The 15,714-nt window shown below is 65.0% G+C and carries 13 protein-coding genes; 12 read left to right on the top strand and 1 reads right to left on the bottom strand.

Translation table 11 applies throughout. The features are described 5' to 3' along the window. Window positions 1–43: 43 nt before the first annotated feature. Genes ABZ942_RS43550 through fabG form a run of 8 tightly spaced genes read left to right on the top strand, consistent with a single transcriptional unit; the run spans window position 44 to window position 7,494 of the window. Entirely contained in the window at window positions 44–820 is a 777-nt protein-coding gene (locus ABZ942_RS43550) for an alpha/beta fold hydrolase (protein WP_357392198.1), read from the top strand. A gap of 45 nt (window positions 821–865) precedes the next feature. Continuing rightward, window positions 866–2,155, top strand: coding sequence for a crotonyl-CoA carboxylase/reductase (gene ccrA / locus ABZ942_RS43545; protein ID WP_357392196.1), 1,290 nt, complete (start codon window positions 866–868; stop codon window positions 2,153–2,155). After that, window positions 2,152–3,006 carry a class I SAM-dependent methyltransferase gene (locus tag ABZ942_RS43540; RefSeq protein WP_357392194.1) on the top strand — a complete coding sequence of 285 codons (855 nt, stop codon included), beginning with the start codon at window positions 2,152–2,154 and terminating at the stop codon, window positions 3,004–3,006. Before ccrA ends, ABZ942_RS43540 begins: the two co-directional genes overlap by 4 nt. Before the next feature lie 14 nt (window positions 3,007–3,020). Further along, window positions 3,021–3,500, top strand: a complete 480-nt coding sequence (locus ABZ942_RS43535) for a cold shock domain-containing protein (RefSeq protein ID WP_357392192.1) — start codon at window positions 3,021–3,023, stop codon at window positions 3,498–3,500. Next, window positions 3,494–5,140 carry a long-chain fatty acid--CoA ligase gene (locus tag ABZ942_RS43530; protein ID WP_357392190.1) on the top strand — a complete coding sequence of 549 codons (1,647 nt, stop codon included), beginning with the start codon at window positions 3,494–3,496 and terminating at the stop codon, window positions 5,138–5,140. The genes ABZ942_RS43535 and ABZ942_RS43530 overlap by 7 nt, the downstream gene beginning before the upstream one ends. Window positions 5,141–5,163: 23 nt before the next feature. Continuing rightward, window positions 5,164–5,421, top strand: a complete 258-nt coding sequence (locus tag ABZ942_RS43525; RefSeq protein WP_357392188.1) for a hypothetical protein — start codon at window positions 5,164–5,166, stop codon at window positions 5,419–5,421. Between the two features lie 7 nt (window positions 5,422–5,428). Beyond that, window positions 5,429–6,760, top strand: a complete 1,332-nt coding sequence (locus ABZ942_RS43520; protein WP_357392186.1) for a class I adenylate-forming enzyme family protein — start codon at window positions 5,429–5,431, stop codon at window positions 6,758–6,760. Further along, complete coding sequence (gene fabG, locus ABZ942_RS43515) at window positions 6,757–7,494, top strand: 3-oxoacyl-ACP reductase FabG (RefSeq protein ID WP_357392184.1); 738 nt, start codon at window positions 6,757–6,759, stop codon at window positions 7,492–7,494. The genes ABZ942_RS43520 and fabG overlap by 4 nt, the downstream gene beginning before the upstream one ends. On the opposite strand, the gene ABZ942_RS43510 is transcribed toward fabG, so the two are convergent. After that, window positions 7,463–8,242: an alpha/beta fold hydrolase gene (locus tag ABZ942_RS43510; RefSeq protein WP_357392182.1), complete on the bottom strand. Its 780-nt coding sequence runs from the start codon at window positions 8,240–8,242 to the stop codon at window positions 7,463–7,465. The genes fabG and ABZ942_RS43510 overlap by 32 nt on opposite strands. 575 nt (window positions 8,243–8,817) lie before the next feature. Here ABZ942_RS43510 and ABZ942_RS43505 point away from each other — a divergent pair. The 4 genes from ABZ942_RS43505 to ABZ942_RS43490 form a co-directional block, all read left to right on the top strand. Then, window positions 8,818–10,005 carry a cytochrome P450 gene (locus ABZ942_RS43505; protein ID WP_357392181.1) on the top strand — a complete coding sequence of 396 codons (1,188 nt, stop codon included), beginning with the start codon at window positions 8,818–8,820 and terminating at the stop codon, window positions 10,003–10,005. 12 nt (window positions 10,006–10,017) lie between these two features. After that, on the top strand, window positions 10,018–10,257 hold the full coding sequence (locus ABZ942_RS43500) for a ferredoxin (protein ID WP_357392179.1): 240 nt from the start codon (window positions 10,018–10,020) through the stop codon (window positions 10,255–10,257). Window positions 10,258–10,323: 66 nt separating this feature from the next. After that, on the top strand, window positions 10,324–11,553 hold the full coding sequence (locus ABZ942_RS43495; protein ID WP_357392178.1) for a hypothetical protein: 1,230 nt from the start codon (window positions 10,324–10,326) through the stop codon (window positions 11,551–11,553). Window positions 11,554–11,834: 281 nt separating this feature from the next. Continuing rightward, on the top strand, window positions 11,835–15,714 hold a 3,880-nt coding region (locus ABZ942_RS43490), incomplete at its 3' end, for a beta-ketoacyl synthase N-terminal-like domain-containing protein (protein WP_357392176.1).

The following is a 15,714-nucleotide window of genomic DNA, read 5'->3' as shown; positions in this document are numbered from 1 at the left end:
CCGTGCAAATGACCGCAAGACCCGAGACCAGAATGGGTGAGCAATGACCGACGTCAGCGCGGATTCTCTGCGAAAATTCCATACCACCGAAGGCGCCGATGTATCGGTGGTGATCCTTCCGCACGCCGGTGGTGCGGCAAGTTATTACTACAGCTTGTCCGAGGCGTTGTCGAAGCACTTTCAAGTGTTCGCCGTGCAGTATCCGGGGCGGCATGACCGCCGGCGTGAGTCGATGCCGCGCGAGCTGCAGACGCTCGCGCGCGATATCCATGCGGAGATCGAACAGCGAGCACCCGGACAGGTCGTGCTCCTCGGCCACAGCATGGGATCGGTGCTGGCCTACGAAATCGCCTCGCGCTGGTCGGATTCCGAATCCGCACGCCTGCTCGGGCTGTTCGTCTCCGCGCGCGTCGCGCCATCGGTCGAATGGAAGATTCCCGACGTGCGTTCGGCCAATGCGGCGATCGCCGAGATGAAGGCGCTCGGCGGCACCGACATGCGAGTGCTGGCGGACAGTGAGTTCCTTACCGCGGCATTGGATGTCATGCGCATGGACTACCGCCTGCTGGCCGACTACCAGCGCGATCTCGACGCGGTGACCGATCATGCGATCGACTATCCGATCTATGCGCTCGCGCCGGACAGTGACGAACGGGCACCGGTCGCCGCGATGGCGCGGTGGGCGCAGCACACGTCGCGATTCGATCTGCGTACGTTCGCCGGCGGGCATTTCTACATCAACGACCGCATCGACGAGGTTGTCGATTATCTGCGCACGTCGATCCTGTCCGAAGTTTCGAGTATTGGTACGCAGCCGTAACCGGACCGCACGCCATGGGTTTGTCGGTGGAATGAGTGGAAGCTGATGAGTGAAGTAGCGCTGGGATCCCGGTCGTACGCGACGACCGAAGAGATATTTGAGGTCGGATATCTACCCGAGCTCGGAGTGGTGCCCGAGAAAATGTACGGCTCGGTGATCCGGCCGGAGCGATACGGTAGCCCGGTCGACGCCTTCCGTACCGAACTGATCGACGTGCCTGCTGTCCCGCCCGGCTTCGTTCTGGTCGCTGTGATGGCCGCAGGCATCAATTACAACAACGCCTGGGCAGCCATGGGGCAACCGCTGGATGTCATCGCGGCTCGTAACCGCAGCGGCGAGCCGGAGAAGTTCCACATAGGCGGCTCCGAGGGCTCCGGCATCGTCTGGGCCGTCGGCGAAGGCGTGCGCAGCGTCACGGTCGGCGATCCGGTCCTGATGGTCGGCGCCCGCTGGGACGAACGCGCACAAGACATTCGATTCGGTCGCGACCCGATGATGTCGGACAGCCAGAAGACGTGGGGCTACGAGCTCAACTACGGCTCGTTCGCACAGTTCGCCTTGGTCGCGGAGTTCCAGTGCCTGCCCAAGCCGGCCAACCTGGACTGGGAAGAGTCCGCCTGTTTCCTGCTCACGGCGGCCACCGCCTATCGGCAGCTGACGCATTGGGTGCCGAACCGGGTCGAACCCGGCAGCGTCGTGCTGGTGTGGGGCGCCGCGGGTGGGCTCGGATCCATGGCGTGTCAGCTGGTCGATCTGTTCGGTGGCCGGGCGGTCGGGGTGGTGTCCGGCAAGGACAAGTTCGACTACTGCCTGGCCAACGGCGCGGTCGGGGTGATCGACCGTCGTGAATTCGGACATTGGGGAATGCAACCGGAGCCGGGTACACCGGAGGCGGACCAATGGTCCTCGGAGGTCCGCGGATTCGGCCGGGCGATCTGGCAGATCCTGGGCGAGCGCCGGTCACCGGACATCGTCTTCGAGCATCCGGGCCAGGACACGCTGCCGACCTCGGTCTACGTCTGCGACACCAGCGGCATGGTGGTGTTGTGCGGCGCCACTTCCGGTTTCATCGGCACGCTCGATCTGCGCGTGCTGTGGATGCGACAGAAACGGCTACAGGGTTCCCACTTCGCCAATCTCAGCGAATGCCGCGCCGTGATCGAACTCGCCGGGATGGGCAAGCTGAATCCTCGACTCGGCCGGGTCTATTCGTTCGACGAGATCGGACTCGCGCACCAGGACATGGTGGACGGCTGTCAGTCGCACGGGAATTCGGCTGTGCGGGTCGGCTGCTCAGCGGATCAGCCCAGCACTGAAGGGACCCCGGGGAGTTGACCACACAGCACACGCCCGCCGATCGAACGCACGACATCAGTCCGGCGGCACACTACGACCGGGTCACGGACGCATGGGCCCTGTTGCTCGGCGACGACCTGCACTACGGGGTCTTCGACGAAGCCGCCGAGTCGTTGCCGACGGCGACGCATCGACTGACCACGCTGATGGCCGACGCGGCCGACTTTCACAGCGGGGACCGCTTTCTCGACGTCGGCTGTGGCGTCGGGACCTCGACGCAATGGGCGGCCCGGCAGCACGGCCTGGTCGGGGTAGGCATCAGTACCAGCGGGCACGGTGTGGCGCGAGCACGGGCGAATGCCGCCGCGGCCGGGCTGAGCGAGTCGCTGACGTTCGAGATCCGCGACGGTATGCGCAACGAGTTCGCCGACGAATCCTTCGACCGGGTATGGGCGTTGGAGTCCTCGCATCTGATGCGCGACCGCACGGGGCTGTTGCGCGAGTGCGGACGCGTGCTGCGCCGCGGTGGACGGTTCACACTGTGCGACATCGTGCTGGCGCAACCGATCACCTTTCAGCTGGTGCGTTCCTTGCGTGCCGAATTCGGTTTGCTGAGTAGGGTTTTCGGCGACGCTCGAATGGAAACGCTGGACACCTACGCCGAGTTGGCCGCGGCGGCGGGACTGGAGGTCGACCTGCGGCGGGATCTGTCGGCTCAGGTTCGACCGACTTTTTCCGGGTGGCGCGCGAACGGACTCGCGCACCGAGCCGAAGTCTGCGCGCTCATCGGCGTGGAGTCCTGGCAGGAGTTCATGGACTCCTGCGATGTGCTGGAACAGATGTGGGACCGAGAGATCCTCGGCTACGGAATGTTGTCCGCAATCAAGTAATGAAAGGATCGAGAATGTCGTCGACCGGCCGTGTTCTGCGTTTCGACGAGGCCAAAGGCTACGGCTTCATCGTCTCCGATTCGGACGACGATGACGTTTTCTTCCATGTCAATAATCTGCTCATCGACCAATCGGTCGTGCAGCCGGGACTGCGGGTCGTTTTCGAGGCCCGCAATGGGGACCGCGGACTGTACGCAATGAATATCGCGGGTTCCGTCGAGGGTGCCGAAAGCCGGGCCAATGAGGTGTTCGCGGTAGATACCCGCCGCTCGGCGGAAGCACGGCTGTGTGACGCCCGCGAAGCGCTGCTCGCCGAGTTCACCGAGTTGATCATCGTGGCGGCGCCGGATGTCAACGGTCATGAGATCGCAAGAATAAGAAGTGGATTCATCGGACTCGTGGAGAAACACGGCTGGCTGACTGCGGGCGAGGGCCGGCAGATGCCGACGGGTTCTCCAGACGCAGACCGACTCGAGATCGGACAAGAATGCTGAGCACCATGGGCACCGCGCCGCTGTCGCAGGCAACGCTGCTGCGGCATGGCGCCGAACTGTTCCCCGACACGTTGATTTCGACCTGGACCGGTACCGAATTTCGGCACGCCGATTTCGCGCGGCTCGGCCGGGACGGCTCACGACTGGCTCATCTGCTGAGCGGGCTCGGCATCGCGCCCGGCGATCGGGTGGGCACGTTCATGTGGAACAACTACGAGCACCTGCTGGCCTATCACGCCATACCGGCGATGGGCGCGGTGATTCACCCGCTCAATATCCGGCTGCTTCCCGAGCAGGTCGGGTACGTCGCCACCCAGGCGGCAGATCGGATCGTCCTGGTCGACGGGTCGCTGCTGGACATCTTCCTCGAATGTCTGCCCGAGATGCCCACCGTGGAACGTGTGATCGTCATCGATGGTCCGCTACCCGCACCTTCGGTATCGGGGGTCGAACTGCACAGCTTCGCATCGCTGATGCGCGAGCAGCCCGAGACCGAATATCCCTTTCCCTCGGTCGACGAACGGTCCGCTGCCGCGGTCTGCTACACCTCTGGCACCACCGGAAACCCGAAAGGCGTTGTCTATTCCCATCGTTCGAACTTGCTGCACGCGATGTACCTGTGCAGTGCGAACGCCTTGGCGATCGGCAGGGCCGATCGGGTGCTCCCGATAGTGCCGATGTTCCATGCCAACGGCTGGGGGTTGCCGCACGCCTGCCTGATGGCGGGAGCGGCACTGCTGCTGCCGGACCGGTTCGTGAAGCCGGCGGACCTGCTGCACATCATGGCGCAGGGACAGCCGACATTCGCCGCCGCCGTGCCGACCGTCTGGGCCGGCGTGCTCGCCGAACTCGACTGCAGGCCACAGGATATCGGCCACCTGCGGGAAATCATGGTGGGCGGCGCGGCGCTGCCCGGCGATCTGATGGCGGGCTTCCAGGAGCGGCACGGAGTGCAACTGCTCGCCGCCTGGGGCATGACCGAAACATCGCCACTGGTGACCGTCGCGAGACCGCCCGCCGACTACGACGTCGCCGCCGAACCGGCATATCGCCTGAGCCAAGGCAAGATTCCGGTTGGCATCGATGCTCGGCTCGTCGGCGAGGACGGCGTGGTGTTGCCGAGGGATGGCCGATCCGTCGGGGAGTTGCAGGTGCGCGGCCCCTGGATCACGGCCTCGTACTACGCCGGCGCTGCCGCACCCGTAGGGTCGGACTCGTTCGATGACGGCTGGTTGCGTACCGGCGACGTCGGCTACATCACCGCGGACGGATTCCTGACGCTGGTCGACCGGGCCAAGGACTTGATCAAGTCCGGCGGCGAGTGGATCTCGTCCATCCAGCTCGAGAACGACGTGATGAGCCACCCCGGTGTCGCGGAGGCCACGGTTGTCGGTGTCCCGGACGACAAATGGGGCGAACGCCCGCTGGCCGTCGTGGTGCTCAGGGATGGAGCGGACATCGACGCCGCCGCCCTCCGTGCGCACCTGGTCGGGAAGGTGGCCAAGTGGCAGCTTCCCGATCTCTGGTCGTTCGTGCGCGAGATTCCGAAAACGAGCGTCGGCAAGTTCGACAAGAAGCGTCTCCGCGACGCCTTCGAGCCTGGTTCACCGATCGACCTGCGGGTCTCCGGCAAGCAGTGATTCTTTCCTTAAGGAGTACATACATGGCCGACGACCGTGGCGTGATCGCCGAGGCGATCACTTCGATTCTGTCTCAACGACCCACCGGTGCCGCCGAGCTGACGCCCGGCGCGAAGTTGAGCGCCGAGCTGGGCTTCAGCTCGCTGGAGTTCGCGGAACTCTCCGCCCAGTTGGAGGATGTCTTCGGACACGATCCGTACTCGGCCGGACAGTTCCCGGACACCGTGGACGGCATTGCCGAGTATTACGAGCAAGTGCCCGCGTCGGGCGCGGGCCGTTGACCGTCCCATGCTGACCGATCTACTTCGGCAGCGCGTGCGCGAGGACGGCGATGCCGTCTTTCTGCGGACGACGAGCGCCGCGTTGACCTATCGGGAGATCCTGGTTCGGGCCTCCGCGTTGGCCGAACGCCTGCGCCGATTCGCGGGTTCGTCGGTGGGGTTTGTCGCGGACGATGTGCTGGACGCCATCACGTTTTTGTTCGCCGCTTGTGAAGTGGGGGCCGAGGCGTGTCTCTACCCTGCGCACAGCAGTCGGAGCGCGGTACTCGACTTCGCCGAGCGCTTCGGCCACGTGCCACTCGCGCTCCAATCCGATGGGCGAGTCACCGTTATCGGCGGGGACGAGTCCGTGACCATGACCGGTGCGGGCGCATCGGTGTCGGTGTTGACGAGCGGGACAACGGGTAAACCGAAGGCCACCCGGCATCGTTACGGCAGTTTGGTGGCCTCCGCCGCGCAGGGCCGGGAACCGGACAGCATTACCGATGCGGTGTGGCTTCTGGCCTATAACGTGAATCAGTATGCCGGGCTGCAAGTGCTCGCATATGTCCTCAAAACCGGTGCGGCGCTCGTGATTCCGCCCGACAATCGGCCGGTCACGGCCCTCGAATCGATGATTCGGCACGGCGTGACCCACGTCAGTGCCACCCCGACGTTCTGGCGCGTGCTGCTCGCAGCGCTGGTGCACGATCAGCAACGCGCGCCAGAGCTTCGACAGATCACCCTCGGCGGCGAGGCGGTGTCGGAGTCCTTGTTGCGGGAGCTGGCGGCGCAATTCCCGGCCGCGCGGATCTCGCACATCTACGCGACCAGCGAAATCGGGTCGGCGATCGCCGTGAGCGACGGGAAAGCGGGCTTGCCCGCCACGATCCTCGATCGGGGTGCCGGTGCCCCTGTGCGGTTCCGTATCGCGGACGGCGAGCTGCAAGCCCGTTCGCAGGTCGGCATGTTCGGATACCACGGCGCTGAGATCAGCTGCGACGACTGGGTTTCCACCGGCGATCTGGTGGAGCTGCGGGACGGACGGGTGCATTTCGTCGGTCGCGTGGGCAGCGTGATCAATGTCGGCGGGATCAAGGTGCCGCCGTTGCCGGTGGAGGAGGTCATCGGCGCGGTCGCCGGCGTGGAGCTGGTCCGCGTCTACGGCCGAGCCAATCCGATCACCGGGAACATCGTGGCCGCTGACGTGGTGGCACGGCCCGGATTCGACAGCAGCGAACTGCGCCGAGACATCGCATCGGCCTGCGAGGTGCTTCCGGACGCCCATCGCCCCAGGATCGTGAAGATGCTGGATTCCTTACCGACGATCCAACACAAAGTTGATAGGCGACAATTGTGAGTGAACGTGTTGTAGTGGTCACCGGTGGTAGCCGCGGGCTCGGCGCCGACCTGGTCCGTTCCTTCCTGGATTCCGGGGACAAGGTCGCGACGTGCAGTCGGTCGATCTCGCCATTTCTCGAGAAACTTCTGGCCGACGAATCCGTTGCCTCGCGCCTGTACTACTCGGCAGTCGACGTCGCCGATCGAGCGGCCGCGGAGTCATTCGTGCGAGAGGTATACGGGCACTGGGGTGGTATCGATGTTCTGGTCAACAATGCGGGTGTGGCCCGGGACGGCGTGCTCGGCTTGACATCCGCCGACGATGTCGACACCGTGATCGACCTGAACCTGAAGGGCTCGATCTTCGTCACGAAGGCGACCGTCCGAAAGATGCTGGCGGCGGGGGCAGGTGGGCGGATCGTGAACGTGTCGTCGGTCGTCGGCCTCACCGGCTACCAGGGCTTATCCGTGTACAGCGCCACCAAGGCCGGGCTGGATGGCATGACCCGATCGTTGGCGAGGGAACTCGGCCCGCGTGGTATCACAGTCAATTCCGTTGCGCCGGGTTACCTCTCGACCGAGCTGAGTCATGGGCTCACCGCGAATCAGCTCGAACAGATCTGCCGCCGCACGCCGCTGGGTAGATTGGGGTCGCCGTCCGATGTGTCCGCAGCCGTCCAGTTCCTCACCTCCGAGTCCGCCTCGTTCATCACCGGCCACGTTATGGTCGTGGATGGTGGATTGACGGCGTAGCAGGCAGTAGCACCTGTTTGATCGACGCGACCAAATGGGCGGTCTGGTCATTGAGATAGAAATGGCCGCCCGGGTAGGCGTGTAATTCGAACGAGGCAGTGGTGTGCAGTGACCAGGCCTCGGCTTCTTCGCGATTTACTCTCGGATCAGCGTTGCCTATATGTGCGTAAATTGGTGTCCGGAGTGGTGGGCATTCCGTATAGCGGTAGGTCTCGGCTGCGGTGTAGTCGCCGCGGAGCGCCGGCAGGCTCATTCGCAGAATCTCGTCGTCATCGAGGACGGCGAGACCGGTGCCGTTGAGGGTTTTCAGTTCTCTGATGAGACCCTCGTCGCTGAGTAGGTGCACAGATTCGTCGCGGTGTCGTGATGGCGCCCGACGACCTGATACGAAAAGCGCCGTCACTTCGGTCCCTCGTTGTTCGAGCCGTTGCGCGACCTCGAATCCGAGGGTGGCTCCCAGGCTGTGCCCGAATACGGCGAGGGGCCGGTCCGTCCAGGTCAGCAGTTGTTCGGTGACGGCGTCGGCCAGCTCGGGGATATTGTCGATGCATTTCTCCGTCCTGCGGTCCTGACGGCCCGGATACTGCACCGCGAGCACATCGCAATTCGGTGCGAGCGCGCGTGAAACAGGGAGAAAGAAACTAGCGGCACCGCCCGCGTGCGGGAGGCAAACGAGTCGCACGGCGGGTTCTGAGACCGGATTAAATCTTCTTATCCACAGGTTCGTACCGTCCGTTGTCGTTGTCATACCCCATACCCCCACTACTTACTTGTACGCCCATCGACCACTCGATGCATCAGGTGTCCGCTCATCTTGTTAGCAGGGGCGTCCGGGTCTGTCCAGTCGGGGCGGAAAACCTGATAGTCCCTGTGTGCTCGAGCCTCGTAGGGCGGCATACTCGTCGGCACGCATTGTTTAGTGATATTAACTGACGTGTTAGCGGATCGATCTTGTTCCGGATGTCTCAGTATGACAGATTGTTATCTGTGTGTGATCTGGTGGGGAACGGGTAGCAGGCGCTGATGGCCGAGAACAAGGCTATCGCTGTTATCGGCATGTCGTGTCGATCTCCTGGGGCGAGAGATGCAGCAGACCCGATGTCGCGCGCGGTGGTGGAGTCGCTGCCTGCGCTCGCGCAGGCGGAATTGCATCGCAAAGTGGCGCGATTGCAAGCTCGGGGTTTCCGGTCGTAATGAGATCGGTCTGGTACTGCGCAGGCAGGTCGCCAACAGTGCTTGATTCCATGACCGCTCACTCGTCTTCGGCACGGCCGAAGACCGACAACACATCGAATTCTGAACTAGCGCGGGGAGTTGCTGACCATGACCGAGACACCCACCGTTGTGACCCGGATGCCGAAAGCGCGTCCGCCGGGCTGTCCTTTTGATCCGCCGGCCGAATTGGCGGACATTCGCGTTCAGGCGCCGCTGACCCGTCTGGTGTTCCCGGACGGCCACCGCGGCTGGCTGGCCACCGGGCATGCCGCGGTGCGGGCGGTGCTGTCGGATCCGCGCTTCAGTGCGCGTTATGAGCTCATGCACTTTTTGCGGGAGGATGTCGACCGGCTGCCACCTGCACAGCCCGGTGACCTGCTCGGCCTCGACGCTCCCGAGCACACCCGGTATCGAAGACTGCTGGCGGGCAAGTTCACGGTGCGCAGGATGCGGCAGCTGACCGAGTTCGTCGAGAAGATCATCCGCGAGCATCTGGATGCGATGGAACTCGGTGGTGGACCGGTGGATCTGGTAGAGGCTTTCGCCCGGCCCATCCCGGGCCTGGTGATCTGCGAACTACTCGGGGTGCCGTACACCGAGCGCGACCAGTTCCAACAGCACATCGGCAACATGTCCGATCCGAACAACACGCCCGAGCAGGTCATGGCCGCTTTTGTCGCGGGCCAGGAATATATCCGCGACCTCGTCTCGGCGAAACGTGTTGCGCCGACCGACGACCTGCTCAGCGACCTGACCACCGCCGATGTGACCGATGACGAGCTCTGCGTCATCGGTGCCCTGTTGCTGGCCGCGGGCCTCGACACCACGGCCAGCATGCTGGGCCTCGGCACTTTCGCATTGCTGACGAATCCGGACCAGTTCGCCATGCTGCGTGATGATCCGGCCCTCGCCGACAGTGCGGTCGAGGAGATGATGCGATACGTCACCGTGGTCCACACCGGTACCCGGGCGGCGCTCGAGGACGTCGAAATCGACGGACAGCAGATCCGGGCGGGGGAGACGGTGGCGCTATCGATGGCAGCCGCCAACCGGGACCCGGCCAAGTTCGAGGATCCTGATCGTCTGGACCTGTCCCGCAACCAGGTCGGGCATCTGGGTTTCGGGCATGGTGCTCACCAGTGCCTCGGCCAACAGCTCGTCCGAGTGCAGCTGCGAGTTGCCTTCCCTGCCTTGGTGACTCGATTTCCGACCCTGCGCTTGGCGGTGCCGGCCGCCGAGGTGCCGTTGCGAGATGGCGTCATCTTCGGCGTGCAGCGGCTGCCGGTCACCTGGTAGGAGCGAAATATCATGGAGCTCATCGTGAATCGCGAACGCTGCATCGGTGCGGGGATGTGCGCGCTGATGGCGCCGGCGCTGTTCGACCAGGCTGCCGATGACGGGCTGGTGATTCTGCGCGCTGAGGCGCGGACGCCACAACAGCAAGCCGACGCACGTGAGGCGGTGGCGGCCTGCCCGTCCGGCGCGATTCGGTCGGCGGAGGAACCGGCTCGTGCGTCGGATTGCGCAGGCGATGGGGAAGCCGTCTGACACGCCGAACCGCTCCACTCCACCATTACTCACCCGAGCCGAGCCGCACCTGCGGGAGGGGCATTCATGACAACAGCTGAGATTCTGCGTGCGCTGGCGCCCACCGAAAAGCCTTATGCGCACAACGAAGTGTACGAAGGCTACACGGTGCGAACTTCTGGCCGACTGGATCTGAAGGCACTCGACACTGCTTATAAGGCGGTATGCGGCGCATACCCGGTACTTGCGGCCAGGCTGGAAACCGGCGACTCCGGGCCTGTTCTCGTAGCGTCCGGCACGCTGCCTGACGTCCGAGTCTGCGACGGAGAGCCCGAATATCCGTTGACCGGCGCGGAACTGAATCAGCACCGGGCGCTGAGTGCGCTCAACGTGGTACGCGACGGCACCGACGCCAGCGTGACTCTGGCAACCCATCACAGCGTTGCCGACGGTGCCTACTCCCTCGAGGTGCTCGCCGCACTGTGGTCTTGCTACACCGATGCGGTCCACGGCATGGCCGTCGACTTGCCCCGCCACCCGTACCCCAAGTCGTTGGAGGAGTTGCTGGCCGAGCGCGGTATTCACCGGGCAGTACCTGCCGAAGCGGAAACTGCGCAGCCGCCCGCCACCACGACCCAGCCGGCATCCGAACTGTTCGAGATCGTCCCGTACGTGGCTCAATATCGCTTGACCGCGGCACAGACGACCGCATTGACAGAACTCGGCCACCGCGAGCACGTGACAATCAACGAGCTGTTGTCCGGTGCGGTGCTGCTGGTCGAAGCCGAGGTGCGCGATCTGCCGTTGACCGACCTTTTGTACCTGTTCGCGGTGAATTTGCGCAGTCACCTCGCTCCTCGGGTCGGTGACACCGAGGGGACGAATGTGGTCGGCTCCTCGTGGTTTATGGCTACCGGCGGAATCGAGCCCGATGCCGTGACGATCGGACGAGCGGTCGGTGCCCAGCTGCGGGCGGGACTGGCCGACGGATCCGTGCAGCGGAGCCTCATGGACATGGCCGACCAGCATGCGGCAGGCGCGGTGCCGCATGATTTGGGCCCCGTCGTGATCAGCATGACGAACTGGGGTTTGATACCGCCACTGCGATCGCCGGATGATCTGGTCCTGACGAACTTCCACTCTGCTTCCCGCGGCAAGATCGCGCCGGGGCAGGCCGCGCTGGTCTGTAGCTACGTGGCAAGCACTTTCGACGGACGGATAGGTATCGACCTGGGCTGGCCCGAGAAGAATTCGGAGCAGTCACGCCGACTCGAATGCCTGCATGAACATTTGAGCCGACTGGCGTCGCAGTCGTGAACGTCGGTGAAGTGGGCGGTCGGTAAGACGGCGGCATATTGTTGGACCGATCGAATATTTTCGCGCCAGCGTCCGGATAGTATTCTCCGAATGTTTTCCGGGGTCGCATAGAGAGGGGGTGATCTGCTTAATGCTCGGATTCGTTCGTGGCGCATACAGGTCTGCTCGAATTGATTAGCGAAATTAACTGAGAAGTTAACGAATTGATCTTGTTCGCGATCGTTCTACGTGGCACTTTGTTATCTGTGCGTGATATTTACGGGGATGGATAACAGGCGCTGATGGCCGCGGGTGAGGCTATCGCCGTTACCGGCATGTCGTGCCGGTTTCCTGGAGCGAAACATGTGGCAGATTTCTGGAATCTGCTGCTCGATGGCACTAGTGGTATCGGCGCGCCATCCGTCGATCGGGCTGTGCGCGGCGAAATGGTCGACCGTCGTGCCGGATACCTCCGGCATATCGACCAATTCGACGCTGCTTTCTTCGGCATTTCTCCCCGCGAAGCCTCCGCGATCGATCCGCGACAGCGACTCGCTCTGGAATTGAGCTGGGAAGCGCTCGAACACGCCGGAATTGTACCTGGATCGCTGGCGGGCACTCGGATGGGGATATTCCTCGGGGTTTCCGGAGACGATTACCTCCCCGCGGTCGACTCCGACGGAGATAATGCCTATCTTGCGGTGGGGACGAACCGCGCGGTCATTGCGAACCGGGTCTCGCATCTGCTCGATCTCAACGGCCCCAGCCTGCTGGTCGACACCGCACAGTCGTCATCTCTTGTCGCCGTGCACCTGGCCTGTCAGAGCATCGCTCGCGGCGAATCGTCGGCCGCCCTGGTAGGCGGGATCACGCTGAATCTGTCCGGGGACCGCGTCCGAATGCTGGCAAGCATGGGCGTGATTTCCCCCGACGGGGAGTGCTTCGCCTTCGATGCGCGGGCGAACGGCTTCGTACCCGGTGAAGGCGGCGGCATCGTCGTCCTGAAGCCGCTCTCCCTGGCCGAGTTGGACGGCGACACGATCTACGCAGTGATCCGTGGCTCCGCGGTCAGCCAGGATGGGGCGACCTTCGGGTTGTCCGCGCCGAACGCCGCGGCCCAGGCGGCGGCGATCCGGGCGGCGCACGCCGGCGCCGGCGTCGAACCCGGCGCGATCAGTTATGTGGAGCTGCACGGCACCGGAACTCGGGTCGGTGACACGACCGAGGCGAGTGCGCTCGCCACCGTCTTCGCCGACGACCCGGCGCGTTCCGCACCGCTGCTCGTCGGCTCGGTCAAGACGAACATCGGCCACCTCGACGCGGCCGCCGGGGTGGCCGGCCTGATCAAGACCGTACTGAGTCTCGCCCATGGCACTGTTCCGCCGAGCCGCAACTACGCGGAGCCGAATCCGGACATCGATCGTTCGTACCTCGAGGTGGTCCAGGAACCGGTCGAACTCCCGGCCGTGGCCGGGCCGCCGCATGCCGGGGTCTCGTCGTTCGGGATGGGCGGCACCAACTGTCACGTGGTGGTGTCGGGGCCCACTCGCCGTGGCGCTTCGCAGGCCGACGCGGTCCACGAGGAGCGGCCCGGCATGGTGCCGTGGGTGCTGTCCGGACGTGGCACGGCGGCCGCACGGGCACAGGCGGCGCACCTGCGCGACTGGGTTCGGCTCCATCCCGGGACGGATACGCGGGACGTGGCATCGTCGTTGACTTCGACCCGTTCGGTGTTCGAGGACCGGATGGTCGTGCTGGGCGCCGACCATGCCGCGCTGCTTTCCGGGCTGGATGCCGCGGCCGAGGGCACGTCGTGGCCAGGTGTGTTTTCCGGTTCGGCCGTCGCTACCGATGGTGTGGCATGGGTTTTCCCCGGCCAGGGATCGCAATGGACCGGGATGGGCCGGGTATTGCTGCGTGAGTCGGCGGTCTTCGGCGCCCGGCTGGCCGAATGTGATGCGGCCCTGTCGCCGTGGGTGCCGTGGTCGGTCCGGGATGTACTGCTCGCCGGCGAGAACGCGCCGGACCTGGACCGGGACGACGTCATCCAGCCGGTGCTCTTCGCTGTGATGGTCTCGCTGGCAGCGGTATGGGAATCGTGGGGCGTGGTTCCGGCCGCTGTCGTCGGTCATTCGCAGGGCGAGATCGCCGCGGCATGCGTCGCAGGGGCACTGTCGCTCGAGGAAGCCGCACGTGTGGTGGCATTGCGGAGCCAGGTGCTGTGCGGGCTGACGGGCGCCGCCGGGATGCTGGCCGTCGCCCTGTCGGAGGACGAAGTTCGCCTGCGGTTGGCCGGCCCGCTCGGCGACGGGCGCGTGTCGATCGCCGCGGTGAACGGTCCCGACGCGGTCGTCGTCGCAGGTCCCACCGATACGTTGCAGGCGTGCGTCACCGCGCTGGCGGGCGTGCGGTGCCGAATTGTCCCGGTCGGCTACGCATCACACTCGTCGCAGGTCGACGAGATCGAGCAGATCGTGCTGGACCGGTTGGCCGGCCTCGAACCGCGAGCCGGACGGATTCCGTTCTACTCCACGGTGACCGCCGCGCCGATCGACACGACCACCCTCGACGCCCGTTACTGGTTCGACAATCTCCGGCAGACGGTTCGATTCCGGGAGGCCATCGAGGCCATGATCCAGGACGGCCTGCGCGTGTTCCTGGAGGTGTCGCCGCATCCGCTGCTGACCATCAGCGTTCAGGACGTCCTGGACCGCGCCGATACGCCGGGCGTCGCGGTGGGGAGTCTCCGCCGCGACAGCGACGACACCGAGTGCCTGCTCGGTGCTGCCGCAGAGCTGTTCGTGTCCGGCAATCGGATCGACTGGACGGCGGTGCTGATCGGACTCGGCCGGGCCGGTCGGCGCGTGCCGCTACCGACCTACGCTTTCCAGCGCCGTCGCTACTGGCGTGATGCCGCCCCCACATCGGGGCCAGGCGTCACCGCAACGGTGCCGACGCCGGAGGTGGAGCCGTCCGCCGAGGCTGCGCCGGGCGGCGGATCTCTGGCCGATCGTCTCGTCGGTCTCGGTGTGCCTGAGGGGCATCAGCTCGTCCTGGACATAGTCGCCCGCGAAACGGCGACGGTACTCGGTCATACGAGCGCGAGCGAGCTGCCGCTGGACCGGGTCTTCCGCGATCTCGGCTTCGACTCGTTGATGTCCGCCGATCTCCGTACCCGGCTGTCCGTCGCGACCGATCTACGCCTACCGGCGAGCCTGGTCTTCGACCATCCCACGCTCCCGGCGGTCGCGGAGTATGTGCTCGGTCGGCTGCTCGGCCGGGAAGACCGGGGAGGACGGGTACCACGCCGACCGGCAGGCGCAGACGAGCCGCTGGTCATCGTGGGCATGGCGTGCCGGCTCCCCGGCGGCATAGCGTCGCCGGACGAGTTGTGGCGGTTCGTTGCCGACGGCGGTGACGGCGTCACCGGCTTTCCCGAGGATCGCGGCTGGAACCTGAGCGCCCTGCGCGAATCCGGCCATGACCGCCGGGGCACTTCACACACTGACCGGGGCGGCTTCCTGCATGACGCCGCCGGGTTCGATGCGGGGCTTTTCGGGATCTCGCCGCGTGAGGCGCTGGCGATGGATCCGCAGCAGCGGCTGCTGCTGGAGACGAGCTGGGAGGCATTCGAGGCCGCCGGCATCACTCCGGCGTCATTGCGCGGAAGTGCGACGGGCGTCTTCGTCGGTGCGATGCCGCACGACTACGGCCCGAGACTGCACGAAGGTGCTGAAGGCCACAACCTCGACGGCTACCTGCTGACCGGCACCACGCCGAGTGTGTTGTCCGGTCGGCTGGCGTATGTGCTCGGTTTGGAGGGGCCGGCGATGACGGTGGACACGGCGTGTTCGTCGTCGCTGGTGGCGTTGCATCTGGCGGGTCAGGCGCTGCGCCAAGGGGAATGCTCGATGGCGCTCGTCGGCGGCGTCACCGTGATGGCGAATCCCGGGATGTTCGTGGAGTTCAGCAGGCAGGGGGGTTTGTCGCTGGATGGGCGATGCAAGGCATTTTCGGCGGCAGCGGACGGCACGGGCTGGTCCGAGGGCGCGGGAGTGCTTCTGCTGGAGCGTCTTTCGGATGCTCAGCGGTTGGGGCATGAGGTGCTGGCCGTGGTCCGGTCCTCGGTGGTGAATCAGGATGGTGCGTCGAATGGTTTGACGGCGCCGCATGGTCCATCGC

This window comes from Nocardia sp. NPDC046473, assembly GCF_040645995.1.
Classification (GTDB): Bacteria; Actinomycetota; Actinomycetes; order Mycobacteriales; family Mycobacteriaceae; genus Nocardia.
Note: the sequence above shows the minus strand (reverse complement) of the source record. Positions and strands in the feature narration are given on the sequence as shown.

Excerpts from the sequence above, each read along its gene's own strand:
- ABZ942_RS43550 (WP_357392198.1), top strand. The coding sequence starts at position 44 with ATGACCGACGTCAGCGCGGATTCTCTGCGAAAATTCCATACCACCGAA.
- ccrA (WP_357392196.1), top strand. The coding sequence starts at position 866 with ATGAGTGAAGTAGCGCTGGGATCCCGGTCGTACGCGACGACCGAAGAG.
- ABZ942_RS43535 (WP_357392192.1), top strand. The coding sequence starts at position 3,021 with ATGTCGTCGACCGGCCGTGTTCTGCGTTTCGACGAGGCCAAAGGCTAC.
- ABZ942_RS43530 (WP_357392190.1), top strand. The coding sequence starts at position 3,494 with ATGCTGAGCACCATGGGCACCGCGCCGCTGTCGCAGGCAACGCTGCTG.
- ABZ942_RS43525 (WP_357392188.1), top strand. The coding sequence starts at position 5,164 with ATGGCCGACGACCGTGGCGTGATCGCCGAGGCGATCACTTCGATTCTG.
- ABZ942_RS43520 (WP_357392186.1), top strand. The coding sequence starts at position 5,429 with ATGCTGACCGATCTACTTCGGCAGCGCGTGCGCGAGGACGGCGATGCC.
- ABZ942_RS43510 (WP_357392182.1), bottom strand. The coding sequence starts at position 8,242 with ATGACAACGACAACGGACGGTACGAACCTGTGGATAAGAAGATTTAAT.
- ABZ942_RS43505 (WP_357392181.1), top strand. The coding sequence starts at position 8,818 with ATGACCGAGACACCCACCGTTGTGACCCGGATGCCGAAAGCGCGTCCG.
- ABZ942_RS43500 (WP_357392179.1), top strand. The coding sequence starts at position 10,018 with ATGGAGCTCATCGTGAATCGCGAACGCTGCATCGGTGCGGGGATGTGC.
- ABZ942_RS43495 (WP_357392178.1), top strand. The coding sequence starts at position 10,324 with ATGACAACAGCTGAGATTCTGCGTGCGCTGGCGCCCACCGAAAAGCCT.